Source organism: Treponema ruminis (assembly GCF_014201975.1).
Taxonomy (GTDB): Bacteria; Spirochaetota; Spirochaetia; order Treponematales; family Treponemataceae; genus Treponema_D; species Treponema_D ruminis.
Genome location: NZ_JACHFQ010000008.1, coordinates 55,435 through 79,680 on the forward strand (window position 1 = coordinate 55,435; position 24,246 = coordinate 79,680).

A 24,246-nucleotide genomic window follows, 5' to 3' on the forward strand; every position below is an offset into this window, starting at 1 on the left:
CATCGTTAAACCGGAGGAAAAATGGCAAAACTGATTTCCTGGAATATTGATTCCATTAATGCAGCCCTCACATCAACTTCCGCCAGGGCGGTCTTGTCTCAGGATGTGCTCAAAAAACTGGGGACTTATGATGCGGACATAATTGCGATTCAGGAGACAAAACTTCCTGCAGAGGGCCCTTCTGACAAGCATCTTGAGCTTTTAAAATCATACTTCCCCGGCTACAAGGTTGAGTGGGTTTCTTCAGTTCCTCCGGCAAAAAAAGGCTACGCTGGAACCATGATTTTGTACAAGGAAGGTCTGACCGCCCAGAAAATAGTTCCAAAGCTTGGCGCTCCTGACACAATGGATGACGAAGGCCGCCTTATCGCTCTTGAATTTGACGACTTTTATTTTGTAAACGTTTATACCCCAAATTCCGGTGACGGATTGAAGCGTCTTGCTGAGCGCCAGAAATGGGATCAGCTTTATGCGGATTATCTTGCTTCTTTGGATTCAAAAAAGCCTGTCATCGCCTGCGGAGATTTTAACGTAGCCCATAAGGAAATTGACCTTGCAAATCCTGCCAGCAATCATTTTTCAGCAGGCTTTACTGATGAAGAAAGGGAAGGATTCACAAAACTTTTAGCCCGCGGCTTTGTCGACACTTTCCGCTTCATTCACGGAGATGTCAAGTCAGTTTATTCATGGTGGGGCCAGAGAATCAAAACCAGCAAAATCAACAATTCAGGCTGGCGTATTGACTATTTTTTGGTCAGCGAAAGAATTAAGGATAAAATCAAAAAATCTGAAATGATTGACTCAGGTCCGCGCCAGGACCATACGCCAATTCTGCTGGAGGTAGAATGAAAAAAATTAATGTTGTTAACGGACCTTCAAATGTTTCGGCCATTATCATGGGCTGCATGAGGATGCCGGCTCTTTCTGTCGATCAGGCAGAAAAGATGATTCACACCGCTGTCGATTTGGGAATTAACTTTTTTGATCATGCAACATGTTACGGCGTAAAGGGTGAGGCAGAAAAACGCTTCGGGGATGCTTTCAAGCAGTCTGGAATCAAGCGGGAAGATGTGATTATTCAGAGCAAGTGCGGCATCTGTCCTGAGCGGAGTGAATTCGACTGGACCAAGGAAAACATTCTTGCCAGCGTTGACCAGATTCTTTCTCGCCTTCAGATGGACTATCTGGATGCCCTTCTTTTGCACAGACCGGACTTGATTTTTGAGCCTGAGCAGGTCGCCGAAGCCTTTGACATCCTGCAAAAAAACGGAAAGGTCAGGCATTTTGGCGTGAGCAATGTTCCGCCCATGACCCTTGAATTATTGAAGAAATTCGTGAAGCAGCCGCTTGTTTTCAATCAGCTTCAGTTTTCTTTGGAGCAGTCACAGCTTATCGATCAGACTTTGTATGTGAACAATCTGACGACTGAGCGCTCGATCGACCGGGACAACGGCACTCTGGATTATTGCCGCCTGCATGACATTACGATTCAGGCCTGGTCGCCTTTGCAGCACGGATTTTTCAAGGGCTGCTTTGTTGACAGCCCGGACTTCCCGGAGATGAATAAAGTCCTCGGCGAGCTTGGCGAAAAATACGGAGTCTCAAAGACCGCAATCGCAATCGCATGGATTTTGCGGCACCCGGCAAAAATGCAGGCAATCGCAGGCACGATGAATCCGGAGCACTTAAAGGAAATCTGCGATGCAACGAAAGTTGAGCTGACCCACAATGAATGGTACAAGCTCTATCTTTCTTCGGGAAAAACTCTTCCGTAAATAAAAAAAATGGCTGCCTGAAATGAAGTGCACTTCAAAATCAGGCAGCCATTTTCATTTTAGCGGGATTTTACTCCGTGAAAGCCTTAATCAGCTTTTCAACAGATTCTGCGTCGTGACCGTTTGCAAGAAGCTGTTTCTTGTACCAGTCTGCAACTCCAGAAGCTGCATTTCGGAAGCTTTCAGTATCAATTTCTTCGGTTTCTACTACAGAAATTATATTGTTTGCCTTCCAGTCTTTAATCAGCTCGTCGCACTCGTAACGGTTGATTGCGCGTTCATAATCAACGGCCTTCTGAGCGTTTTCGTCAACGATGCGTTTCTGCTCGTCGCTCAAAGAATTGTAAACGTCACCGTTCATACAGAAGAAGAGACAGTCGTAATAAGCGTTCCAGAGGGAAATGTACTTTTGTACGCTCTGAACTGAAGCCGAAGCGATTGAAGGAAGCGGGTTTTCCTGACCTTCGACGGTGTTCTGCTGCAGGGCAGTGTATGTCTCAGACCAGTTCATGTTGGTTGCGTTTGCACCCCATGAGCGGTATGCCTGCATCAAAAGGTTACTTCCTGCTACACGGATTTTAAGGCCTGCCAAATCATCAACGCTCTTAATCGGGCGGCGTGAGTTTGTGAGCTGGCGGAAACCGTTTTCTGCAATACCGAAGCAGTGGAGGTTCAAGCCTTCGAGGATTTCTTTGAGCTGAGCTCCTGCCTCGCCGTCGAATTTTGCGTCGGCATCTTCGTAGCTGTCATAAATATATGGAAGAGAAACGACATTAAAACGGTCGTCCAGTGCCGAATAAATCAAATTTGAGTGCATAGAAAGCTGAATCGGGTCACCTTCGCGAAGGGCGGCGATACCGTCCGGCTGGCTTCCGTTTGTAAGCTGATCAGAGAATCCGTCTACCAGAACAGTTACTTTTCCGCCGGTTGATTCTTTCATCAGTGCTGCAAAATATCGTCCGGCTTTTGCCCATGTACAGGTTTCTCCCGGAGAGCAGGCAAAGTGCCATGTCATCGGCTTCCATTCAACGGTAGCAGGGGCGGCATCTTTTGAAGCGTCGTACTGCTCGCTGTCATAAAGTGCAATCTGACTTCCGTCTCCTGCAATACTGTTTGCTTTCTGAACGGCAACGCTTGCCCGCGGCCAGTATGTGTAACCAATCAGAACAACAAGGCTTGCGAAAATCATCGGGAGAACTGCATGAGAAATCTGCGGCAAAGTGACTTTGACTGTGTTCTTGATTTTAAGGCTGATTGCGACAAAAAGGTTGATTCCGACCGGTGGTGTTACCTGCCCGATTGCAAGGTTTACAGTCGCGATAATTCCGAATGCGATTGAATTGAATCCAAGCATACGGCAGACAGGAATCATAACCGGAATGAAGATGTACATTGCGCTGTTTGCGTCGATAAAACATCCTGCAATCAGGAAAATGATGTTGATGACCAGAAGGAATACGATTTTGTTTGCTGAAACGGTGGCAAGAAGTTCCTCTGCGGCATGAGAAATGCCAAAAAGCGTACAGACATAAGAGAAAAGGGTAGCTGAACCGATGATAATCATGATGCTTCCCGTAGTCTTTGCTGATTCAACAAGAATTCGAGCCATGTCACGAAGGCTTACTTCGCGGTAGATGAACATGCCAACGATAAGACCATAAACAGCCGCAACAGCCGCAGCCTCAGTCGGTGTGAAAACGCCGCCGTAAATTCCGCCCAAAATGATGACCGGCATCAAGAAAGCCCATGAAGCGTCTTTGAATGCATCCCATCGTTCTTTTGCGCTTGAACGGGGTTTTGTAGACTGAATGTTCTTTCGGTGAACTTCAATCAAAACAACTGCAATCAAAGCGACACCCATCAAAATGCCAGGAACAACACCAGCCATGAAAAGCTTTCCGACATCATCGCCTGTAATCGAAGCATATACGACGTAAGCGATGCTCGGTGGAATGATGATTGCGATAGAGCTAGAAGCCGCCATGAGGGCAGTTGCGAAAGGAGCCGAGAAGCCGGCCTCAATCATTGCAGGAATCAAAATCGCACCCAGAGCCGCAACAGTTGCAGGACCTGAACCAGAAATTGCACCGAAAAGACAAGAAACGATAACGCAGACGATGGCAATGCCTCCGCGAGTGTGACCGATACAAGCATTTACGAATGCGATAAGACGCTTAGAAATTCCGGCCTTAGCCATGATGTTTCCCGCTAAAACGAAGAAAGGAATGGCAAGAAGCAAAGTCTTACTGATACCAGAATAAGTGTTTACGGCAACGACAGAAAGTTTCTGGCCTGCTGCAAGGATTGCCGCTACAGAAGAAGCGCCCAAACAGATTGCAATAGGTACATCAACGATAAGAAGAACAAAGAAGACTGCAAAAAGGATAGCTGTAATCATTTAGAAGTCTCCTTGTTTTTTGATTTGATAAAATCCGAAAGATTTTCGATAAAGTGAAGGATAAGGCAGATGCCGCAAACAGGAACAAAAGACCAGAAAATCCAGCGTGGAAGATGCATTACGAAAGTGTGCTCGCCCTGCTGCATACTTGAAACCATGCGGATAAATCCCTGCCATGTAAGAATTATACAGTAGATAATGCAGATGATGCCAGAAAACAATTTCTGGACAGTTTTTTTAGTTCCGCTGAGACGGCTTGAAACAAGGGCAAGACCAATCAGACCGTCATTTTCGCGGGCACAGAGAGCCGCACCCATAAGCGAAACAAGAACGAACAATGCAATCACAAGCTCATCAGCAAAGGCCAGTGAATGATTGAAAACAAACCTTCCGATAACGTTTGCGAAAGTAAAGGCAAGCGTAACGGACATCGTGATTGCCAGAAGGTATTTTTCTACCACGGCAACCGCACTCATGACTTTTTTAAACATGAGAAACCCCTTTAATTTTTTTTGTGATATAGAATTATAATAATTTATCCTATTCTGTACTAGCCCGGCGTTTCCAGAAACACAATCAGCTCCATAGAAACATTGCAGCTTTGCACGATTTATGTGATGTATTTGAAATGAGGCTTGTAGAGCTTTGCGGTCTTACGCTTTCTTGATTTCTTCCAGAAGCACCTTTGCGGCCTTTGAAAGTTCCCGGTCTTTTTTCCAGGCCAGATAAACTTCGCTGTAAATGGCAGGCTCCAGCGGAACAAAACAAAGCGGGCTTTCAGAAGAAATATCAGCAAGCCCTTCCAGCGTGATGCATGAGGCGATGTTTTCTTTTGTGAAAATACCTGCGTTGTAAATAAGATTATAAGATCCCATTATATTGTATTTTTCCATTGAACCGCCGAACCAGTGCAAAAGCTCTCGGTGACGTGAAGCCTGTTCCGATAAAAACAGCGGCTCGTAATGTTCCAGAAGATTTTCTTTTTTAATGGATTTGTATTTTGCAAGCGGATTGTCTTTTCGTGTCAGAAGACCCCAGCGGTCTTTTTGCGGAAGGGTGAGGTGATTGTATTTTTCGACATTCTTGAATCCGATAAAAATTCCAAAGTCGCACAAGCCACGGTCGAGGCGTTCACATATAATTCCGGCATTTCCTGAAAAAAGACTGATTTCAATTTTTGGATGGTTTCCACGGATTTTTTTGAAAGCCCTTGCAACGTCTGAGATTGATTTTGATTCTCCCGCCCCGATGTAGATTTTGCCTGAAATCTGAGAGGAATTCGTTCTGAACTCTTCAATTGATTTTTCTGAAAGCTCAGTAATCTGAACTGCGTAATTGTAAAAACGAACACCTTCGTCGGTGAGAATGAATTTGCGGTTCTGCTTGTTCCGTTCAAAAAGTTGAACGCCAAGCTCTTCTTCAAGCTCAATAATCTGGCGGGAGAGTGTAGGCTGAGTGATGTGAATAATCTCTGCCGCCCTGGAAATATTCTGCTCGTTTGCGATTGTGATAAAGTATTTTAATACGCGAAGTTCCATGGAAAAAGTATAACATTGCGACCGGAAATACGCTATGCCTAAAAGGCATAATATGTCATAAAAACAAAGTATTTGTAATATGGTCGTAATTCGTATATTTTTAAAGCGTGAGGCAGGGAGCGACCTGCGCAAAGACCGCCCCACATAAGGAGAAACACATGGAAAAACTTACACTCGACACAAAATGGGACAAGACATTTGCGCTTTCAGATAAAGTTAATCACAAAAAGATAGCATTTACCAATCATTTTGGAATTACGCTGGCGGCGGATATGTACACACCAAAGGCTTCACTTAGCAGCGAAAAACTTCCCGCAATCGCAGTCGCAGGACCTTTCGGAGCCGTGAAGGAACAGGCCAGCGGATTATACGCCCACGAAATGGCAAAGCGCGGCTACATCACCATTGCCTTTGACCCGAGCTTTACCGGAGAATCTGGCGGACAGCCACGCTACATGAACAGCCCGGACATCAACACAGAAGACTTTCAGGCAGCGGTAGATTTTCTTTCAAACCTGCCAAACGTTGATTCTGAAAAAATCGGTATTATCGGAATCTGTGGCTGGGGCGGCTGGGCTCTCAACACTGCGGGAATCGACACAAGAATCAAGGCAACCGCAGTAATGACAATGTACGACATGAGCCGCGTAACAAACAAAGGCTACTTCGACGAAAACGACAGCGAAGAATCGCGCTATCAGGCTCGCGTTGCCGTGAACAAGGCCCGCACAGAAAATTTTGCAAAGGCTCAGGAAACAGGCGAATATCCGACAGTCGGCGGACTCCCAGACCAGCGCCCGGAAGGAGACACTTTCTTCAGCCAGTATTGGGATTACTACAAGACAGACCGCGGCTATCATCCACGCTCGCTCAACTCAAACATGGGCTGGGCTTTGACCGCCGCAACAAGTCTGATGAACACAAGCCTTTTTACTTACGCAAATGAAATCCGTTCAGCTGTGCTCATCGTTCATGGCGAAAAGGCTCACAGCCGCTACATGGGCGAGACTGCCTACAACGACATGGTAAAGGGCAGCAAATATGCGGCCAACAAGGAACTTATGATTATTCCGAACGCCACCCACTGCGATCTTTATGACGGCGGCAAGGACAATTATATTCCATGGAACAAGCTACAGGAATTTTTTGCGGCAAATCTGAAATAAAACTTGCCGATGATGGAGGTTCTGTTATGATTTTTGAAAACCAGACATTCGACCAGGAAAGAGCTTTATACGGCCTGCGCGATGCGACTATAAAAGACTGTCGCTTTGACGGTGAGGCTGACGGAGAATCTGCCCTCAAAGAAGCGGGCAGGCTCCAAGTGAGCGGATGTTTTATGAATCTGCGCTATCCTTTCTGGCATGTAACTGATGCAAAAATCAGCGGAACTGAATTCACTGAAAATTGTCGGGCGGCTCTCTGGTATGATAAGAATGTCACGATTGACGATTGCAAGTTCAATGGCATTAAAGCATTGCGGGAGTGCCAGGACATTACGCTTAAAAATTCTTCTGTCAGCTCGCCTGAGTTTATCTGGAAGTGCAGCAATCTTGCCGTCGAAAATGTTGAAATCAAAGAATCGGAATATCCTTTCTTTGAGGTGAAAAATGCGAAAATTTCAAAGCTCAAAATGAAGGGAAAGTATTCTTTTCAGTACGACGAGAATGTTGAAATTACTGATTCAGAGCTGGATACAAAAGACGCCTTCTGGCACACGAAAAATGTAACGGTTCGCGACAGCATTGTGAAGGGCGAGTATCTGGGCTGGTATTCTGAAAACCTCACGCTTATTAATTGCGAGATTATTGGAACTCAGCCATTCTGTTACTGCAAGAATCTTGTTCTCGAAAACTGCACGATGGAAAACTGCGACCTTGCTTTTGAAAGAAGTTCTGTGCAGGTAAAAGTCGCTGGCAGAATCGACAGTGTAAAAAATCCGCTCGAAGGAAAAATCATTGCTGATGAAATTGGCGAAGTGATTTTTGAAAAAGACATCTGCGATGCGGGCAAAACTGAAATCATGGCAAGAATCAGCAGCTGCAAATGCGCCTGAAAAATGGAGATTGAATCATGAAAAAGACATTTACATTACTTTTAGCTTTTTTGATTAGTTTTCTTCCCGCCTGTGCGGCAGGGAATGTCGAAACAACATCAACTGAAAAACAAGGAGCAGGGAACATGAAAATACAAATCGACATCACAAACGACAGTGGAAATCACACGCTCACGGCGACATTAGCAGCCAATTCTTCGGCTACGGCCTTTTACGAGCTTTTGGGAAAAAGGGCAGTTACAGTCGATATGCACGATTACGGTGGCTTTGAAAAAGTCGGCGCTCTTGGTACTTCTCTTCCACGAAATGACACACAAATTACGACCAGCGCAGGCGACATCATTTTGTATCAGGGAAATCAGATAACGATTTACTACGATGTCAACAGCTGGAACTTTACCCGGCTTGGGAAAATTGACGGCACGACTCAGACCGAGCTCAAAAAGATTCTTGGTAAAGGCAACGTGACGGCAGTCTTTTCTGTAATGGAATAGGAGGAAATGCTTTTGAAAAAACTATTTCTGATTTTTGTGGTATTGCTTATGATGGCTTTTGTTATGGCTGAGGAAAAACACATGAAAAAAAACGCAGATACAATCCGGCTGAATTCGGGTTTCAATATGCCTGTGCTCGGTTTGGGCACATGGACGCTTACAGGCGAGACTTGTGAAAACGCCGTTTATGCCGCGCTCAAATCTGGCTACCGTTTGATTGATACTGCAAAATATTATGGCAACGAGAGCGAAGTTGGAAACGCAATTCGTCGTGCTATAAAAGACGGAATCTGTAAGCGGGAAGAAATCTTTGTAACTACAAAACTTGTTCCCTGGTCAAACAATCCTGATCGTGATATTGACGATTCGCTTAAACAGCTTGGTCTTTCTTATATTGATCTTTGTCTGCTTCATCAGCATGGATCGGCTTCGGGTGATGATGCAGTTTACAAAGCTATGATTCGTGCAGTTAAAGACGGAAAAATCCGTTCAATCGGAATCTCAAATTTTTACACCGAAAAAACTGTTTCACATTTCATAAAGGATTTTGAAATTCCGCCGGCAGTCATTCAAAATGAAAACCATCTGAAGTATCAGAATAATTCTTTGCGTGACTGGGCAGCCAAAAAGGGAATCTATATCGAAAGCTATTATCCATTCGGCGGTCGCGGCCACACAAAAGAGCACCTGCAAAATGAGACCGTGCTGGAAATCGCTCGGGCCCACGACAAGTCGGCTGCACAAATCATCGTCCGCTGGCACCTGCAGTCGAGCTACATCGCAATCCCCGGAAGTTCAAACCCTGATCACATTGCAGAAAACTTTGATGTTTGGGATTTTGAACTTACTGAGAATGAAATGAAAAAACTAAACGCACTCGATACAGGGCGTCGTTATGAAAACTGGTAATAGATTTAACATAAGGAGATTATTATGATTTTAGATAAGATTAATTCACCGGCAGATTTGAAAAAGATTTCTGTTTCAGAACTTCCAGTAGTAGCAAATGAAATCCGCGAAGGTCTTTTCAACCGCCTTACAAAAATAGGCGGACACTTTGGACCGAACTTTGGTTTTGTAGAAGCAACAATTGCCCTGCACTATGTTTTTGATTCTCCAAATGATAAATTTGTATTTGACGTTTCCCACCAGGCTTATGCCCATAAAATGCTCACAGGTCGAAAGGCCGGCTACTTTGACGACAACCGCTTTTCAGAAGATTCTGGCTATACAAATCCAGATGAAAGTGAACACGATTTTTTTAACATCGGGCACACTTCTACTTCAATTGCACTGGCTTTAGGTCTTGCAAAAGGAAGAGACATACTCGGCAAAAAGGAAAATATCGTTGCCATCATTGGAGACGGATCTCTTTCTGGCGGAGAGGCACTGGAAGCTTTGAGCGTTGCAGGAAGCGAACTTAATTCAAATTTCATTGTGGTGGTAAACGACAATGAACAGGCAATAGCTGAAACCCACGGCGGGCTTTATAAAAATCTAAAGGCCCTCCGCGACTCTAACGGCAAATCTGAAAACAATATGTTCAGGGCATGGGGCTTGGACTATATCTACGAAGAAAACGGAAATGACATTGCTTCATTGATTGCGGTTTTTGAAAAAGTCCGGGATTCAAATCGTCCGGTTGTGGTTCACATTCACACTCAGAAAGGCAAGGGCTATGAGCTGGCGGAAAAGGACAAGGAAGGCTGGCACTGGACTATGCCTTTTGACCGGGCAACCGGAAAACCAACAGTAAACTTTGGAAGCGGTGAATCGTACTTTGGCATGACAAGCCAATATATAGTAGAAAAAGCAAAAAAAGATAAGGATTTTATTGTGGTAACTCCTGCAATGCCGATGTCTGTCGGCCTTGGTCCTGAAGAGCGGGCTAAGCTTGGAAGTCAGTACATTGACACAGGCATTGCCGAAGAAGCGGCTGTTGCCATCGCGTCGGGAATTGCCCGCCGGGGTGCAAAACCTCTTGTTGTGACCAACATGACATTCCTGCAGAGAGCCTATGATCAGATTTCCCAGGACGTGTGCATCAACAAAACTCCTGTCACCATGCTTATGAATTATTCATCATTTGACGGACTTACAGATGTAACCCATCTTGGCATATTCGGTCTTGCAGCCTTTACAAATATTCCGAATCTTGTAGTGCTCTGCCCTTCAAGCGCAGAAGAATACATTTCCATGCTGGACTGGAGTATTGACCAGAAGGAAAATCCTGTCCTCATTCTGATTCCCGGCAATGACGTGAGCCACCGCCCTGCAGATAAAGACTACGGCGTACTGAACCGCTTCAAGATTGAAAAGCAGGGAAAAAAAGTTGCCATCCTCGCCCTGGGTGATTTTTTCCAGAAAGGAGAAGAACTTGCCTCTGCAATCAAGGAAAAATGCGGATTTACACCAACTCTGATAAATCCTCGTTTTGCTTCCGGTCTGGACGAGGCACTTTTGCGGGAACTCGAAAAAGACCATCAGCTTGTAATTACTCTGGAAGACGGAATTCTTGAAGGCGGATTTGGTCAAAAAATTGCTTCGTTCTATGGACCAAACAAAATGCTGGTAAAAAATTACGGTCTTAAAAAGCAATTCTACGACCGCTACAATCCCGATGAACTTTTACTCGACTGCGGCATGACGACCGAGCAGATTGTGGAAGAGGTCAAATCTCTTTTATAGGAAAAAAGGAGACAAATATGGCAGAGAAAATTACACAGACAGCAGGACGTGAACAACTTGGAGACTTTGCTCCGATGTTCGCTCACCTGAACGACGATGTACTCTTCGGCGAAGTATGGAACGCAGAGGCAATCGATATAAAAACAAAGTGCATCATAACAGTGGTGTCGCTCATGGCAAGCGGAATTACAGATTCTTCCTTCACATACCATTTGCAGAACGCAAAGACTCACGGAGTTACAAAAGAAGAAATCGCCGCAATCATCACGCATGCTACAATGTACACAGGCTGGCCAAAAGGCTGGGCAGTATTCCGTCTGGCAAAGGAAGTCTGGAAGGAAAATTAAATTTATGGAGGATTACAATGAAAAAACTTATTCTTACCCTTTTAATCGGAGGATTAATGATGACAGGACTTTCTGCAAAGACAGCAGTCGTTTACTTTAGTGCAACAGGAACAACAGAGCGCATGGCCAAAAATGCCGCTAAAGAAATGGGAGCCGACATTTTTGAAATTCTGCCGGTTCACAAATACACCGACGCAGACTTAAACTGGCATGACAAAAAATCTCTCACCACAATCGAATGTAACGACCCCAAGTGTCGTCCTGCCATTGAATCCGTGGTTTCAACAAACTCGACCGCTAATTTTGACATATCTGCTTACGAAACTGTGATTTTGTGCTATCCTATCTGGTGGGCATACGCGCCAAAAATAATGTATACTTTTGTTGAAAGCCAGAAATGGGGCGGCAAACGCCTTGTCACCCTCTGCACAAGCGGTGGAAGCGGACTTGGACGAAGTGGCAGCGACCTTGCAAAATTTGCAAAAGACGCAGACTTTAAGGGCGGAAAAGATTTTACCCGCGGAAGCGGAGCGGCCATCAAAAAATATGTTGAAGGTTTGCTCAAGTAAGGTGCAGCAAAATGGTTGAATAAAAACGGATTGATGTGAAAATGAATGCCAGTAAAATCAGAATGCCTGTCGATATTACGATGACTCTTCTCTCAATAATTCTCATGGGAGGAGCCTATCTCTTTCCTTCGGACATCATTCATGAAATATTGGGCATGGCACTGTTTCTTCTTTGGGCAGTGCATATCACATTGAACCGCCGCTGGTACAGTTCAATCTTCCGCGGAAAATACAATGCCCGCCGTATCATGCAGACCGTCATAAATTGCTCCATCCTGATTTGTGTCATTTTTCTGATGATAAGCGGAATTATTCTTTCAAATCATGTTTTTACTTTTTTGGGAATTGAAAGCGGGCTTGGTTTTGCGCGTACCGCACATCTTCTGGCAAGTCACTGGTATTTTTTGTTTATGTCGCTGCACATCGGAATGCATGTTCAGATGATTGCAGGCAAAATGAAAGTTCCACGCAAAGGTTTTTCTTCTATTATATTACGCGTTATTTTTATTTTAATTTCTCTTTACGGCATTTATGCTTTCATCATCCGTGGTATCTGGCGTTATCTGATTCTACAACAGAAGTTCTTCTTCCTTGATTTTGAGCGCGGATATTTTTTGTTTGCTTTGGACTATATTTCAATTATAATTCTTTTTGCGACAGTCATTCATTACATAAATAAACTTCTTCAAAAGGGGGCGTAAATGAGCATAACAGTAAATCTCAGGTACACGGGCAAGGGCAACGCCGCAATCGATTTTGCAAAAGAAATGACTGAAAGCGGCACTGTAGAAAAAATCAGGGCAGAGAAGGGTAACTTACGCTATGAATATTATCTGCCACTTTTTGATGACAGTTCTGACAAAACCGTTCTTCTGATTGACCAGTGGGAAAATCAAGAAGCCATAGACATTCATCATGCAAGCCCGATGATGAAGACAATTGCCGCTCTTCGTGAAAAATACGATTTACACATGACCGTGGAGCGTTTTGTCTCTGATGACGGCGGCGTTCCAGAAAGTGACAGGGCGTTTATAAGAAAATAAGCGCTTGTAGAAGCTCTTTTGCCAGAAAATTAGTTTAGGTCAGCAAACTTTTAATCGAGTGATTTGAGCTTCTTTTTGTCCTCGTACATTTCTTTGTCGGCCCGCTCAAATATTTCCGAAACAAAACTGTCGGTTTCAGAATTATAGTCTGCCATTCCCGAAGCTAATGTTACCCCGGAGCCATTCTTTTTATTTTCAAGGACCTGATTCCGCAATTTGTTCATAAGCTCGTGTCTTGCCGAATAATCGTTCCCGCGAAGGAAGACTACGAATTCATCGCCGCCCACCCTGAACACTGGGCTGTGAACGAAAATGTTGCACAAAAGCTTAGATGAAGCCCGGATATATTCATCTCCTGCGTTATGCCCCTGACTGTCATTTATCTGTTTAAGATTATTTGCGTCACAAACAACGAGAGCAAAATTCAGATAATCCAGTCCGTTGTCGATGTTCCCCTGAACTGACGCTTCAAGCTCCTTGTAGGCAGTTTTATTTTTGACACCAGTGAGTTCATCTCGTCTTGCAAGCTCTTTTTCAGTTTTCAGTTCTTTAAGATGCTGTTTTTCCTTTTTAACTTCGTCATCGATATTCTCAACGCCGATGATAAAATGCGTTCCGTCGCTGCTTTTTCGAACCGTCAGCCGGGTATATTGAGGATTCCCGGAAACAACAATACGGTAATTTATGCTGCAGTCTTTGTGATTTTCCATTGTGGAAATCATGTTGTCTTTATTTAAGAATTCGACAAGCCTTTCACAATCCTGCTCATGAATAATTTGTGGAATAGTGGCGAGCGATTCGCTATAAAAATCATCTCCAGAATCATGAACCTCAAGCTTACCAAAAATTTCATTGGTCTGATAACATACATAAGATGAATCTGCGATATTTACATAGTAGATTACATCATAGATAGAAGCCAGACTTTCAGCAATCTGACCGAATGTAATCGTCTGTTTTTGGTTTTCTTTATTAAGTTTTTCTGCCCTGAGTTCGTCTTCTATGTCTTTTTCGTAGAAGATAAGATATTGCTCGTTTCTGTCACGCATAACGGTGAACAGGAAGTAGCGCGGTTCATTGTTTACCAAAACTCTGTATTTGAATGAAAAAGAACGCTTGCCTTCAAGACTTTTGAGCATTGTTTCCTTGTTATAAAACTGCTTTGCATATTCCAGGTCATCAGGATAAGTGCAAGTTTCAACACCGTCCAGAGCTTCCTTAAAAAAGTTTTTGCCTAGAGGAACTACATTCAGCGACATATATTTTGGGCTTTTAGAGAAATTCAGATATTCGCCTGTTTCTATGTCTATATAGAAAATGGCTTCGTAATCTTCCGCCATTGCAGAAGCAATATTGTCATGAATTCTTTTTTCCTTTTTTTCGCCAGATTGAACAAAAGAGTGAATCAGACATATTCCAATTATAAGACCAACGGCATAAAAGGGGAAAAACGCATTTATAATCTGAAATGTAAGAAAAAGTCCCAAAACCATACTTGTCAAGGCCACTGCCTTGTATCTGACTTTTTCGACTCCTGTGCTGTTATAGGTAACATACAGCATGTAAATGGTAATTAGGGTATAAAAGGCAATCTGAAGAAGAAAAGAAATGTTCCTGCCGACTTCACCGATATATTCGTGCGCGTCATTATACGAAAACATGAAATGGTAAAAACGGTTGAGTATCAGGCATACGACTCCAATTATAAACAACGTCCATACCACATGAATCAGCATATTACTGCGGCGGCCGCTATTGTCGAGATAGGCGACCATATACCGGGTCCACGTGAGCATAGTGAGGAGCATGAACATAAAATAAAAGACAGTTAAATAGTATATATATGGAAAAAAAAACTGAACTTCCTTGTGCTCATATAAAAGCCCCCAAGTCATATCCACGATAAGGTAGCAATTTGCAGCGAGCAGAAACCAGTTGTAACGGACGTGAACTATTTTCTGTTTGTCCTGCTGTTTGACATTAAATCCGTAATTTGTAAATAATTCCCAGTTCAATATTAAATTTAATATCAGCACTGATGCTGGGGTTATCGCGTATAGCATTAGTTTTTATAACCTCCATATTTTCAATACAATTATAGCATATTTTAAGATTTTTTTACAAATTTAACTGGAACAATTGACAAAATAAACTTAAGGTTGTAGCATGAAATTATCTTACAATTTAGGAGTCGCGTAGCCGATGATACTGTAAATCTGATTTCCGCAAACAAAGCAATTTCTCGCATGAGAATAATTCTGGAAGTCAGTTGCAGTTCAATTCATTTTTTAGTCGGTTCAGGCGATAGTCTTGCTGTAACTGGCTTCTTTTTATTGAGAGGCCAAAATGTCAATTCAAATCACAAAACTCAATTTTTCTTATCCTTTTTCAAACACAAATTTATTCGAAGATTTTTCTCTTTCAATTCAGGACGGCTGGACTTGCGTAGCCGGAAGTAACGGCAGCGGAAAAAGCACTCTGCTTAAACTGATTGCAGGAATTCTGTGCGCGGACGGCGGCAAAATTGCAGCTGGTGGAGATTCTGTTTATTGTGCGCAGGATTGTTCCGAAATCCCGGACAACCTTTACAATGCTTTCTGGTCAGACGACAATGAGGTGAGAAGATTTTTTTCAATTCTTTGCGTAACTGAAGAAATGCTCGAACGCTACGAATCTCTTTCTGGCGGTGAAAAAAAACGAATTCAGATTGCATCGGCACTTGCAGAAAATCCGGCCGTGCTTTTACTTGACGAACCGACAAATCATCTTGACGCAAAGACAAAGGCAATGATTTGCAGCGCGCTTAAAACATTTACAGGCACAGGTCTGATTGTAAGTCATGACCGTGATTTTGCGGACTCCCTTTGCACAAAAACAATTTATCTTTACAACGAAGCCTCGGCATTTGCTGGTGGGCGAGAGTGTACCGTTTTTGACACATATCCTTGCGGGCTTTCAAAAGCTCTGGAATTAAGGCAAAACGGTGCGGAACAATCGCGCGGGGAGTGGGAGCGGCTTAATTCCAAAGCAAGTTCTGAGAAGGCGAGAAGTGCAAAACTTGAATCCCAGAACCAGAAGACAAGGTCGCGTCTTTCAAAAAAGGCAATTGATCCGCATGACCACGACGCGCAGGCAAAAATCGATGTGGCAAGAATCTCAGGAAAAGACCGTTCAACAGGAGACGCAAAGGCCCGCCTGGCAAGTCAAATCCGTCAGACCGAAAATGAACGCGATTCGATAAAAAAATCTCTCAAACGAAAGGAAGGTTTTTCTCTTAACGAAACGGACTTTTCAAAGTCAGTCGTTGTTCAGGAAACAGTTGTTCGCGCGGATTCCTACAGCTTAAAGATTCCTCACATCGAAATTAAAGGCGGAACAAAAATTGCCCTTACAGGAGAAAACGGAAGCGGGAAGACTCTCTTTGTAAAGCACGTGATTTCTCTGCTCGAAAAAGCTGGCCGTCAGAACGAAATGCTTTATCTTCCTCAGGAAATTTCTTCGGAGCAGGAAAAAACTATTCTCTCAGACTTTTACAAACTGGAAGAAAGCGAGCGCGGGGAAGTTCTTTCCACACTCTATAGGCTTGGAAGCGAAGTTGAGAGGCTGACCTTTCTCCGATCAGAAAATTCCGAAAAAGAAATGACGGATGCGGGCAGTCTTAGCCCCGGTGAGCTCAGGAAAATGATGATTGCGCTTGCAGTTCAAAGGCCTCTTTCGCTATTGATTCTGGACGAACCGACAAATCACATGGACATCACAAGCGTAACGGCTTTGGAGAATGCGCTTTCTTCTTTGGACTGTGCAATGATTGTAGTGAGCCATGACAAGGTTTTTCTTGAAAAAATATCAAACGCAAGTCTTGTCGCAGAAAGAAATGGAAACCTAGGAGAAATAAAAATGAATTGATTCTTGCTTGATTTCGTCATATTATGTGGCATATCGGGCTTTCAGGCGCAATTACTTTCATTGAATGTGGTGTCCTGAAAATGCTTTTCGTTCAAAATAAATAAGGTGGTAAAATGGATTGGAGAACTCCGACCCTTGCAGATGCAGCGATTCTTCAAGAATGTGCGTTGAACAATAATTTCTTTGCAAACAATTATGGGGCAGTAAATTCTATTCTCTACGAAAAGAAATTTCATTCTCAAATTTCAATAGAAGGTGAGTGGATTTACGAGAAATTCTTTGAAGATGAGAAAGCCTGTTTCAGTTTTCCGCACAATATTCATGGCAAGCTGGATGATGCCAAAAAGGCTGTTGAAGCTTTGAGAAAAGAGTTGTGTCCTCACTGTAAAATTCTTGCTTTTGAAAACATTCTCGCAAGCGAAAAGGATATTCTTCTTGAGCTTTATCCCGAAGCAAAAGTCACTGCCACGCCAGAATCAGGTGATTACGTTTACCTCACGGAAAAGCTTGCGACACTTGCAGGAAAAAAACTGAGCCGGAAGCGCAATCACATCCATCAGTTTGAAAAAAAATACCTGGAATTTTCTTACGAGCCTTTGACCATGCAGAATCTTTCTCTGGTCAAAGAAATCGAAGAAAAATGGCTGGCGGAAAATAAAGCCCTTGCGATTGAAGCGGGAACTCTTTCTGATTTAGAAGCCGAAAAAGAAATCATTTCCTTCGCTCTGGACAATTTAGAAGCCTTCACAAAATCATGCGGAATGACAGGCGGAATTCTTTTTGTTTCTGGAAATCCCGTGGCATTCTGTATCGCAAGCATTCTGAGCCGGAAAGTGATGGACGTTCATTTTGAAAAATGCATTGCTGGCTTTGACCATGACGGCGGATATACCGTGATTAACAACGAGTTTTCAAAAACCGCCTCAACAGAATTCCTTAATCGCGAGGAAGACCTGGGAATCGAAGGCCTTCGAAAAGCAAAACTTTCTTATTACCCGGAACAAGTGCTTGAGAAATTTACGGTGGAGATTCCTATATAATGGAAGAAAGTGAAAATAAAATAATATTGAACAATCATTTCTTGTGTGGTAAATTATTTAGCAATTCTGGGTGCCCGCATAACAGTTGCGTCTGAATGCGAAGTCTGGGGGCGGGCCTAACTGGGAATTGGGTGAAAATCCCAAGCAGTGCCGCTACTGTGTTGAAAGTTTTCCTTTCTGAGCCAGACACCAGCCCGGAATATATTAAAAGTCTTCTTCGAGACAAAGGAGTTTTTAGATGAACAAATGTTCTAAATTGGTCGCACTCGCAGCTTTGAGTGCAAGCGTTCTTTTTTCTTCAGTTTTCACATCTTGTGGAAGTTCAAAAGTTGCCGCTTCTGGCGATAAGGAAATCCTCGTAGTATCTTTCGGAACGAGCTACAACAATTCCCGCGAGCTCACAATCGGTGGAATTGAAGGTGCAATTGCAAAAGCTTTCCCGGACTACAAAGTTGCCCGCGCTTTCACAGCAGACACAATCATCAAAATCCTCAAAGAGCGTGACAATATCGCAATCGACAATGTTGACGAGGCTTTGACACGCGCCGCAAATGATGGCGTAAAAACTTTGATTGTTCAGCCGTCTCACTTGATGAATGGTTTCGAGTACACTGACTTGCAGAAAACACTCGCTAAATACGAAAGCAAATTCAGCAAGGTTGTACTCTCAAAACCACTTCTTACAAGCGACGAGGATTTTTCACGCGTAGCTGATGCAATCACTGCAAAAACAAAGAAATTCGACGACGGAACAAGTGCAATCTGTTTCATGGGTCACGGTACAGAGGCTGCCTCAAACGGCGTTTATGCAAAAATGCAGGAAGTTTTGGCTTCAAAAGGCTATGCCAACTACTATGTCGGCACAGTTGAGGCTAAACCAAGCGTAGAAGATTTGCTCGCAGCAATCCAGGCAAAAGGCTCATACAAAAAAGTCGTCCTCAATCCTCTCATGGTTGTAGCTGGTGATCACGCAAACAACGATATGGCTGGCGACGAGGATGATTCATGGAAATCAATCTTCCAGAAAGCCGGATTCGAAGTAGAGTGCGTTCTCGAAGGCCTCGGTCAGGATGCAGCAATCCAGCAGATTTACGTTGACCACGTAAAAGAAGCTACTAAATAATTAAAGGGACTCGCCTCATGAAAAAATCTTTCTTTCTTGCAATTCTTTGCTCTTTGCTCATTGCTAATTCCTCATTTTTAAATGCTCAGGTTGCCTCTGCTTCGGAGGCTCTTCCTGCGCGAAAGGTTGGCAGTGACGACATGCTGCCTCTTTTGGCGGATGACATTTTGGAAGGAGATTATGAGATTGAGGTTGAGTCCAGTTCATCGATGTTCAGAATTGTGCAGAGCGTCCTTCATGTAAAAGACGGAAAAATGAGCGCAAGACTGACGATGAGCGGGAAGGGCTATTCAAAGCTCTTCCTTGGCACTGCCGAAGAAGCCAGTGATTCAAAAGGCGAGGGGGAGATTCTTCCTCTTTCTTTGGAGCAGATTGAGGGGCCGGTTGCCTTTGAAATTCCGGTTTCTGCGCTAAATTCTTCTATTAAATGTGCCGCATTCAGCAAAAAAAAGGGCAAGTGGTACGACCGCGAGATTCTTTTTGATGCTTCAAGTCTTCCATCAGAAAAGCTTTTGGTCAGTCCAAAGATTGAGCAAATCAAGCTCAAGGACGGAAATTATCTTGTAAAGGCTGAACTGACTGGCGGCAGCGGACGAGCAAAAATCACCAGCCCGGTAAAAGTCAGCGTAAAGGGCGGAAGGGCTTTTGCAATCCTCGAGTGGTCTAGCCCGAATTTCGACTACATGAAGGTAAATCACGAGCGCTTCGATGCTGATTCAAAAATCCTGGAGCAGGGCGGAAATTCCACATTTAAAATCCCGGTCTATGCTTTCGACAAAAAAGTTCCTGTTACAGCTGACACGGTTGCCATGAGCAAGGCTCACGAAATTCACTATTGGCTTGAATTCGATTCAAAATCAGCCAAAAAGACCCGCAAAAAGTTTTAGTCTTGACAGACATCTTTTCGCCATTTAAATTTATACAATGAACAGCAAAAAGCATAAAATTTTGAGCATTGGAAATGTTTCCGTCGATATTAAGGCCTACAGCATGGAAGAAGACACCAGCGAGGCCTATCGTGATGGAACAGTCGACCTTGTGCCGGGTGGAGTCGCGCGCGGAATGGCGATGAATCTGCGTCATCTCGGGCTCGATTCCTACATTTATTCAGTTGTCGGCGATGACATTTTCGGCGACTTTTTGCGTCACGGAATGCATTCTGAGGGCGTTAATACAACTCTCCTGCGAAAAGTTCCCGGTGAAAGCACTTCGCTTTTTTCTGTCATGGCAAGTGCGGGCAGCCGGGCTTCCTGCATTTATTCAACACGAATTCTCCGCCACATCGATTTTGGAAGCGAAATCACGTCATTTATCGAGAGCGAGAAGATTGAAAGTCTTGCCCTTGATTCAAATCTTTCTCTGGAAACTTTCGCACAAATCTACGAATACAAAAAATCTCATCCGTCACTCTTTATTTTTCAGAACGCAACCTCTCCTGATTTGGCTCGAAAGACTTTGCCTTATGTCAGCCTGATTGATCTTTTTGCCTGCAACGAATTTGAGGCGGCTGCAATTTTGGGCGAAGAGCCGCTCATGGACATTACCACCGTTCAGAAATTCCGTTCCCTTGGTTACAGGGATTTCATTGTCACTTTCGGCGAAAAGGGCGTTCTTGTCGCTGTCGGTGAGGACACTTACATTGAGCCGCCTTACATGCAGGTTCAGGTCGTGGACACAATCGGAGCCGGTGATGCCTTTGCCTCAGGCTTTTTGATGGGATTTTTGGAAAAGGAACCTGTCAAAAACTGCATCCGCTACGGTCTTGTCTGTTCAAAAGAAACCCTTCTCACCCGCGGAACTGTCAGCGAGCTTTTGAGCCGGGAATTCGTTCAGAAACTGGCTGCCGAAAAGTGGGATTAAGCGTTTTAATATGAAAAAAAATACCGGCTTCAAATTGATTCTCAAAAAAGCTCTGATTGCAATTCTTCTCTTCCTCTTGCCGGCCTTTTTTCTTTCATGCACTCGCACTCTTCCCAAGTCAGATTCTCCGCTGCAACTCGAAGGCTATAATTATGAAAAATCTCTTCTATTATATTATGCCAAAGAGTTCAAAATCGACCAGTATTCTTCGGGAGCTTATCTCGTCACTGTGGCGGGAAGCGACCGCTATCTTTTTCTTCCAAAAGAAGCCGCCCTTCCCAAAAATCTTCCTGCCCAGGTCGCGGTAATTTCTATTCCGGTCTCGAACGTCTATCTTTGCGCCTCATCGGCCATGGCCTTGTGGAACAGGCTGGACTCCCTGGAATCAATAAAATTTTCCGCGGTTCAAAAAAAAGACTGGTATGTCGAAAGTGCCCTTCAGGCTATGGAAGATGGCAGAATCATCTATGCCGGAAAATACAACGCGCCCGACTTCGAGCTCTTGCTTAAAGAAAACTGTCCCCTTGCAATTGAATCCACGATGATTTATCACACGCCGCAAATCAAGGAAAAACTGGAGTCTCTTGGAATCCCGGTTTTTGTCGATAAATCCAGCTACGAGGAAAATCCACTGGGCCGCATGGAATGGATTAAGCTCTACGCCCTCATGTGCGGAAAACTGGAGCAGGCCGAAAATTTCTTTGATGAACAGGTTGCCAAAATCCAAAGCACTGTCACTTCCCAAAAATCAGCTCCAAAATCAGTAGCTTTCTTCTATATAACTGCTACAGGAATGGTCGTAGTCCGGGGGAGCGAAGACTATATCGTAAAGATGATTGAAATGGCTGGCGGTGACTACACTTTCAAAAACACGCGAAAAACTTCTTCGCCCTCGGTCTCGGTTTCAATGGAGCAGTTTTACTCCCAGTGCGCCGATGCTGACATTTTGATTTACAATTCTTCGATAGACAACACTCTCCACGGCAAGGCCGACCTTCTTTCAAAGAGCCCGCTATTTGCCGATTTCAAGGCCGTGCAAAATGGCGAGATTTGGACGACAGGAAAATATCTTTATCAGGCGACTGACCGGATTGGCGACATGATTCTTGACTTGAGCGCCATTATCAATGGTCAGGCGGAAAATCTGACTTTCTTGGAGCGGGTAGAGTGAGGTTCAAATGAAATTACTTTCAGCTAAATCACGTTACATTCTAATCTTCTCGCTTTTTTTAAGCCTTTTGCTCGTGGCGGTAATTCTTTCGCTTTGCACGGGAAACGTCTCGATTCCGCCTCTCCGTATTTTCGGGATTCTTTTTGGCTCTGATTTCGGCGCATTTTCCATTCAGGAAATCAACATCATTACAAAAATCCGTCTTCCCCGCGTGATTATGGCTGGAGTCCTGGGCGGGGCGCTTTCACTTTCAGGCTTCCTTCTTCAGACTTACTTTCAGAACCCGATTGCAGGTCCTTTCGTTCTGGGCATTTCTTCGGGTGCAAAAATGTGCGTGGCTGCCAGCATGATTTTCTTCCTTAAAAACGGAATTTCTCTTTCTTCATTTTCGCTTGTGGGAGCGGCTTTTTTTGGTGCCCTTCTTTCGACTTCATTCATCCTGCTTGTGGCTCGAAAGGTCAATCACATCGGCTCACTTTTGGTTTCTGGAATCATGATTGGCTACGTCACTTCAGCAATCACTGACTTTTTCATTGCCTTTGCTGAAGATTCTGACATCGCCAATCTTCACGGCTGGTCAAAGGGCAGCTTTTCGGGCTTTGACATGGCGGACTGTGCTGTTTCCGGCTCGATAATTTTTGTCGCCCTCATCTGTGTTTTTCTGCTGGCAAAGCCCATCGGAGCCTATCTCATGGGCGAGACCTATGCCCGGACTATGGGCGTGAACACAAAAATTTTCCGTCCCATTCTGATTCTTCTTTCAAGCCTGCTTTCTGCCACAGTCACCGCATTTGCCGGTCCTGTTTCCTTCGTCGGAATCGCAGTTCCCTTTCTGGTCAAGCAGCTTTTACGAACCGCAAAACCGCTCGTCGTGATTCCCGCTTCATTTTTGGGCGGGGCGGTTTTCTGCATCTTTTCTGACTTGATTGCCCGCAGTCTTTTTTCGCCGCTGGAACTCAGCATCAGCACGGTTACGTCATTTTTCGGTGCGCCAATCGTGATTTTTATGATTGTAAGGCGAAGGCGGGAAGGGCGATAGTTTTTAATGACACGCATCTTTTTATTCGGTATAATTATTTACTGAAAAATTCATAATCACTTCTTGGAGGAAAAAATGAAAAAGATTATGCTTTTCGCGATGATGGCAGCTTCACTCTGCTTCTTTGGATGCAACAAAAAAGCAGCAGGCAAAACAGCTATCCGCATCGCAATGGTTACAGATTCTGGAGACATTACAGACCAGTCTTTCAACCAGACAACTTATCAGGCATGTAAGGATTATGCAGAGTCTGCTAAGCTTGATTTCCAGTATTACAAGCCAGCTGGCGATTCTACAGCTGACCGTATCGCTTCAATCGACGCAGCTTATCAGGACGGCTACAATGTAATCGTTCTCCCGGGCTTCCTTTTCGGTGAGGCAATCACAAAAGTTGCAAAAGATTATTCTGATGCAAAATTCATCGGTCTTGATATCAGCAAGGGCGACTTGGGTGGAAGTGAAGTTCCATCAAACGTTTTCTGTGCTGTTTACGCTGAGGAAATCCCTGGATTCTTCGCTGGTTACGCAGCTGTAAAAGAGGGCTACCGCCATCTCGGATTCTTGGGCGGCATGGCTGTTCCTGCTGTAATTCGCTTTGGATTCGGTTTCGTTCAGGGTGCAAACAAGGCTGCAGAAGAGCTTGGAGTTGCTAACGACGTTACAGTTGAATATGTTTACGGCGGTCAGTTCTACGGTGATCAGACAATCACAGCTACAATGGACGGCTGGTACAAAAATCGCGGCGTAGAGGTTGTTTTCGCTTGTGGTGGCGGTATCTGGACTTCAGCTTGTGAGGCTGCTGCAAAAGTTAACGGCAAGGTAATCGGTGTTGATGTCGATCAGACTGCTCAGATTAACAGCTACGGCGAGGGAATGCACGTTACTTCTGCAATGAAGGGCTTGGGTGCTACTGTAAACGCTGTCCTTACAGCAATTCAGAACAACAGCTGGGATACTTACGCAGGTCAGGTTTCTTCACTTGGTCTCGTTTCTGGTTCAGATCTTTCTGCAAACTATGTCGGTCTCCCGGTTAACACTTGGTCAATGAAGAACTTCACAGTTTCTGACTATCAGAAGCTCGTTACAGAAGTTTATTCAAAATCAATCGCAATTTCTGACTCAATCGATGCTCTCCCTGCAGTTTCTGTAAAAGTAAATACATATCAGAACATTAAATAGTCTAAATAGTCTATTGGATA

General features: G+C 44.1%; 23 protein-coding genes and 1 riboswitch. Of the genes, 19 read left to right on the plus strand and 4 right to left on the minus strand.

Annotated features, from left to right (window positions below; all coding sequences use genetic code 11):
• Positions 1-21 precede the first annotated feature (21 nt).
• Both HNP76_RS12420 and HNP76_RS12425 read left to right on the plus strand, forming a co-directional pair.
• The gene (locus HNP76_RS12420; RefSeq protein WP_184661015.1) at positions 22-849 is read left to right on the plus strand and encodes an exodeoxyribonuclease III; all 828 of its coding nucleotides are present in this window, start codon (positions 22-24) and stop codon (positions 847-849) included.
• Positions 846-1,775 (plus strand): aldo/keto reductase, encoded by a 930-nt coding sequence (locus HNP76_RS12425; protein ID WP_184661017.1) that lies wholly within the window; start codon positions 846-848, stop codon positions 1,773-1,775. The genes HNP76_RS12420 and HNP76_RS12425 overlap by 4 nt, the downstream gene beginning before the upstream one ends.
• 70 nt (positions 1,776-1,845) lie before the next feature.
• On the opposite strand, the gene HNP76_RS12430 is transcribed toward HNP76_RS12425, so the two are convergent.
• From HNP76_RS12430 to HNP76_RS12440, 3 genes are all read right to left on the minus strand, one after another.
• Positions 1,846-4,173: a TRAP transporter large permease subunit gene (locus HNP76_RS12430; protein ID WP_184661019.1), complete on the minus strand. Its 2,328-nt coding sequence runs from the start codon at positions 4,171-4,173 to the stop codon at positions 1,846-1,848.
• Positions 4,170-4,664 (minus strand): TRAP transporter small permease, encoded by a 495-nt coding sequence (locus HNP76_RS12435; RefSeq protein WP_184661021.1) that lies wholly within the window; start codon positions 4,662-4,664, stop codon positions 4,170-4,172. The genes HNP76_RS12430 and HNP76_RS12435 overlap by 4 nt, the downstream gene beginning before the upstream one ends.
• A gap of 162 nt (positions 4,665-4,826) precedes the next feature.
• Entirely contained in the window at positions 4,827-5,711 is an 885-nt protein-coding gene (locus HNP76_RS12440; RefSeq protein WP_184661023.1) for a LysR family transcriptional regulator, read from the minus strand.
• 158 nt (positions 5,712-5,869) lie between these two features.
• On the opposite strand from HNP76_RS12440, the gene HNP76_RS12445 reads away from it, so the two are divergent.
• The 9 genes from HNP76_RS12445 (at position 5,870) to HNP76_RS12485 (ending at position 12,908) form a co-directional block, all read left to right on the plus strand.
• Positions 5,870-6,877, plus strand: coding sequence for an alpha/beta hydrolase (locus HNP76_RS12445; protein ID WP_184661025.1), 1,008 nt, complete (start codon positions 5,870-5,872; stop codon positions 6,875-6,877).
• A complete protein-coding gene (locus HNP76_RS12450) occupies positions 6,835-7,767 on the plus strand; it encodes a DUF3737 family protein (RefSeq protein ID WP_260309236.1) in 933 nt (310 codons plus the stop codon). Before HNP76_RS12445 ends, HNP76_RS12450 begins: the two co-directional genes overlap by 43 nt.
• 17 nt (positions 7,768-7,784) lie before the next feature.
• Positions 7,785-8,261 carry a cyclophilin-like fold protein gene (locus HNP76_RS12455; protein WP_260309237.1) on the plus strand — a complete coding sequence of 159 codons (477 nt, stop codon included), beginning with the start codon at positions 7,785-7,787 and terminating at the stop codon, positions 8,259-8,261.
• A gap of 81 nt (positions 8,262-8,342) precedes the next feature.
• The gene (locus HNP76_RS12460) at positions 8,343-9,170 is read left to right on the plus strand and encodes an aldo/keto reductase (protein ID WP_260309238.1); all 828 of its coding nucleotides are present in this window, start codon (positions 8,343-8,345) and stop codon (positions 9,168-9,170) included.
• A 24-nt stretch (positions 9,171-9,194) separates the two neighbouring features.
• Positions 9,195-10,949 (plus strand): 1-deoxy-D-xylulose-5-phosphate synthase, encoded by a 1,755-nt coding sequence (locus tag HNP76_RS12465; protein ID WP_184661029.1) that lies wholly within the window; start codon positions 9,195-9,197, stop codon positions 10,947-10,949.
• 17 nt (positions 10,950-10,966) lie between these two features.
• Entirely contained in the window at positions 10,967-11,296 is a 330-nt protein-coding gene (locus HNP76_RS12470) for a carboxymuconolactone decarboxylase family protein (RefSeq protein WP_184661031.1), read from the plus strand.
• 17 nt (positions 11,297-11,313) lie between these two features.
• Positions 11,314-11,865: a flavodoxin gene (locus HNP76_RS12475; RefSeq protein WP_184661033.1), complete on the plus strand. Its 552-nt coding sequence runs from the start codon at positions 11,314-11,316 to the stop codon at positions 11,863-11,865.
• Between the two features lie 41 nt (positions 11,866-11,906).
• Positions 11,907-12,566, plus strand: a complete 660-nt coding sequence (locus tag HNP76_RS12480) for a DUF4405 domain-containing protein (protein WP_184661035.1) — start codon at positions 11,907-11,909, stop codon at positions 12,564-12,566.
• A complete protein-coding gene (locus tag HNP76_RS12485) occupies positions 12,567-12,908 on the plus strand; it encodes a putative quinol monooxygenase (protein WP_184661037.1) in 342 nt (113 codons plus the stop codon).
• A gap of 50 nt (positions 12,909-12,958) precedes the next feature.
• Here the strand turns inward: HNP76_RS12485 and HNP76_RS12490 are convergent, their stop codons facing one another.
• The gene (locus HNP76_RS12490) at positions 12,959-14,569 is read right to left on the minus strand and encodes a GGDEF domain-containing protein (RefSeq protein ID WP_260309239.1); all 1,611 of its coding nucleotides are present in this window, start codon (positions 14,567-14,569) and stop codon (positions 12,959-12,961) included.
• 685 nt (positions 14,570-15,254) lie between these two features.
• Between HNP76_RS12490 and HNP76_RS12495 the strand changes: the two genes are divergently transcribed.
• The 8 genes from HNP76_RS12495 to HNP76_RS12530 all read left to right on the plus strand — a co-directional run bounded on the left by HNP76_RS12495 (position 15,255) and on the right by HNP76_RS12530 (position 24,226).
• Complete coding sequence (locus HNP76_RS12495; protein WP_184661041.1) at positions 15,255-16,814, plus strand: ATP-binding cassette domain-containing protein; 1,560 nt, start codon at positions 15,255-15,257, stop codon at positions 16,812-16,814.
• Between the two features lie 113 nt (positions 16,815-16,927).
• Positions 16,928-17,854, plus strand: a complete 927-nt coding sequence (locus HNP76_RS12500; RefSeq protein WP_184661043.1) for a DUF2156 domain-containing protein — start codon at positions 16,928-16,930, stop codon at positions 17,852-17,854.
• A 51-nt stretch (positions 17,855-17,905) separates the two neighbouring features.
• Positions 17,906-18,066, plus strand: a riboswitch (cobalamin riboswitch).
• 26 nt (positions 18,067-18,092) lie between these two features.
• A complete protein-coding gene (locus tag HNP76_RS12505) occupies positions 18,093-18,977 on the plus strand; it encodes a sirohydrochlorin cobaltochelatase (RefSeq protein ID WP_184661045.1) in 885 nt (294 codons plus the stop codon).
• A gap of 17 nt (positions 18,978-18,994) precedes the next feature.
• Positions 18,995-19,864 (plus strand): hypothetical protein, encoded by an 870-nt coding sequence (locus HNP76_RS12510; RefSeq protein WP_184661047.1) that lies wholly within the window; start codon positions 18,995-18,997, stop codon positions 19,862-19,864.
• Positions 19,865-19,901: 37 nt separating this feature from the next.
• Entirely contained in the window at positions 19,902-20,837 is a 936-nt protein-coding gene (locus tag HNP76_RS12515; RefSeq protein ID WP_184661049.1) for a carbohydrate kinase family protein, read from the plus strand.
• 10 nt (positions 20,838-20,847) lie between these two features.
• Entirely contained in the window at positions 20,848-22,008 is a 1,161-nt protein-coding gene (locus HNP76_RS12520; protein ID WP_184661051.1) for an ABC transporter substrate-binding protein, read from the plus strand.
• A 7-nt stretch (positions 22,009-22,015) separates the two neighbouring features.
• Positions 22,016-23,047, plus strand: coding sequence for a FecCD family ABC transporter permease (locus tag HNP76_RS12525; RefSeq protein ID WP_184661053.1), 1,032 nt, complete (start codon positions 22,016-22,018; stop codon positions 23,045-23,047).
• A 75-nt stretch (positions 23,048-23,122) separates the two neighbouring features.
• Complete coding sequence (locus HNP76_RS12530; protein WP_184661054.1) at positions 23,123-24,226, plus strand: BMP family lipoprotein; 1,104 nt, start codon at positions 23,123-23,125, stop codon at positions 24,224-24,226.
• The last annotated feature ends 20 nt before the right edge of the window (positions 24,227-24,246 follow it).

Bases quoted from the DNA above. Each gene is read 5' to 3' on its own strand.
- HNP76_RS12495 (WP_184661041.1), top strand. From the start codon at position 15,255: ATGTCAATTCAAATCACAAAACTCAATTTTTCTTATCCTTTTTCAAAC.
- HNP76_RS12530 (WP_184661054.1), top strand. From the start codon at position 23,123: ATGAAAAAGATTATGCTTTTCGCGATGATGGCAGCTTCACTCTGCTTC.
- HNP76_RS12465 (WP_184661029.1), top strand. From the start codon at position 9,195: ATGATTTTAGATAAGATTAATTCACCGGCAGATTTGAAAAAGATTTCT.
- HNP76_RS12515 (WP_184661049.1), top strand. From the start codon at position 19,902: ATGAACAGCAAAAAGCATAAAATTTTGAGCATTGGAAATGTTTCCGTC.
- HNP76_RS12425 (WP_184661017.1), top strand. From the start codon at position 846: ATGAAAAAAATTAATGTTGTTAACGGACCTTCAAATGTTTCGGCCATT.
- HNP76_RS12470 (WP_184661031.1), top strand. From the start codon at position 10,967: ATGGCAGAGAAAATTACACAGACAGCAGGACGTGAACAACTTGGAGAC.
- HNP76_RS12510 (WP_184661047.1), top strand. From the start codon at position 18,995: ATGAAAAAATCTTTCTTTCTTGCAATTCTTTGCTCTTTGCTCATTGCT.
- HNP76_RS12520 (WP_184661051.1), top strand. From the start codon at position 20,848: ATGAAAAAAAATACCGGCTTCAAATTGATTCTCAAAAAAGCTCTGATT.
- HNP76_RS12525 (WP_184661053.1), top strand. From the start codon at position 22,016: ATGAAATTACTTTCAGCTAAATCACGTTACATTCTAATCTTCTCGCTT.
- HNP76_RS12450 (WP_260309236.1), top strand. From the start codon at position 6,835: ATGGAACAAGCTACAGGAATTTTTTGCGGCAAATCTGAAATAAAACTT.
- HNP76_RS12475 (WP_184661033.1), top strand. From the start codon at position 11,314: ATGAAAAAACTTATTCTTACCCTTTTAATCGGAGGATTAATGATGACA.
- HNP76_RS12435 (WP_184661021.1), bottom strand. From the start codon at position 4,664: ATGTTTAAAAAAGTCATGAGTGCGGTTGCCGTGGTAGAAAAATACCTT.
- HNP76_RS12445 (WP_184661025.1), top strand. From the start codon at position 5,870: ATGGAAAAACTTACACTCGACACAAAATGGGACAAGACATTTGCGCTT.
- HNP76_RS12500 (WP_184661043.1), top strand. From the start codon at position 16,928: ATGGATTGGAGAACTCCGACCCTTGCAGATGCAGCGATTCTTCAAGAA.
- HNP76_RS12490 (WP_260309239.1), bottom strand. From the start codon at position 14,569: ATGTTTTCGTATAATGACGCGCACGAATATATCGGTGAAGTCGGCAGG.
- HNP76_RS12485 (WP_184661037.1), top strand. From the start codon at position 12,567: ATGAGCATAACAGTAAATCTCAGGTACACGGGCAAGGGCAACGCCGCA.
- HNP76_RS12420 (WP_184661015.1), top strand. From the start codon at position 22: ATGGCAAAACTGATTTCCTGGAATATTGATTCCATTAATGCAGCCCTC.
- HNP76_RS12430 (WP_184661019.1), bottom strand. From the start codon at position 4,173: ATGATTACAGCTATCCTTTTTGCAGTCTTCTTTGTTCTTCTTATCGTT.
- HNP76_RS12460 (WP_260309238.1), top strand. From the start codon at position 8,343: ATGAAAAAAAACGCAGATACAATCCGGCTGAATTCGGGTTTCAATATG.
- HNP76_RS12480 (WP_184661035.1), top strand. From the start codon at position 11,907: ATGAATGCCAGTAAAATCAGAATGCCTGTCGATATTACGATGACTCTT.
- HNP76_RS12505 (WP_184661045.1), top strand. From the start codon at position 18,093: ATGAACAAATGTTCTAAATTGGTCGCACTCGCAGCTTTGAGTGCAAGC.
- HNP76_RS12440 (WP_184661023.1), bottom strand. From the start codon at position 5,711: ATGGAACTTCGCGTATTAAAATACTTTATCACAATCGCAAACGAGCAG.
- HNP76_RS12455 (WP_260309237.1), top strand. From the start codon at position 7,785: ATGAAAAAGACATTTACATTACTTTTAGCTTTTTTGATTAGTTTTCTT.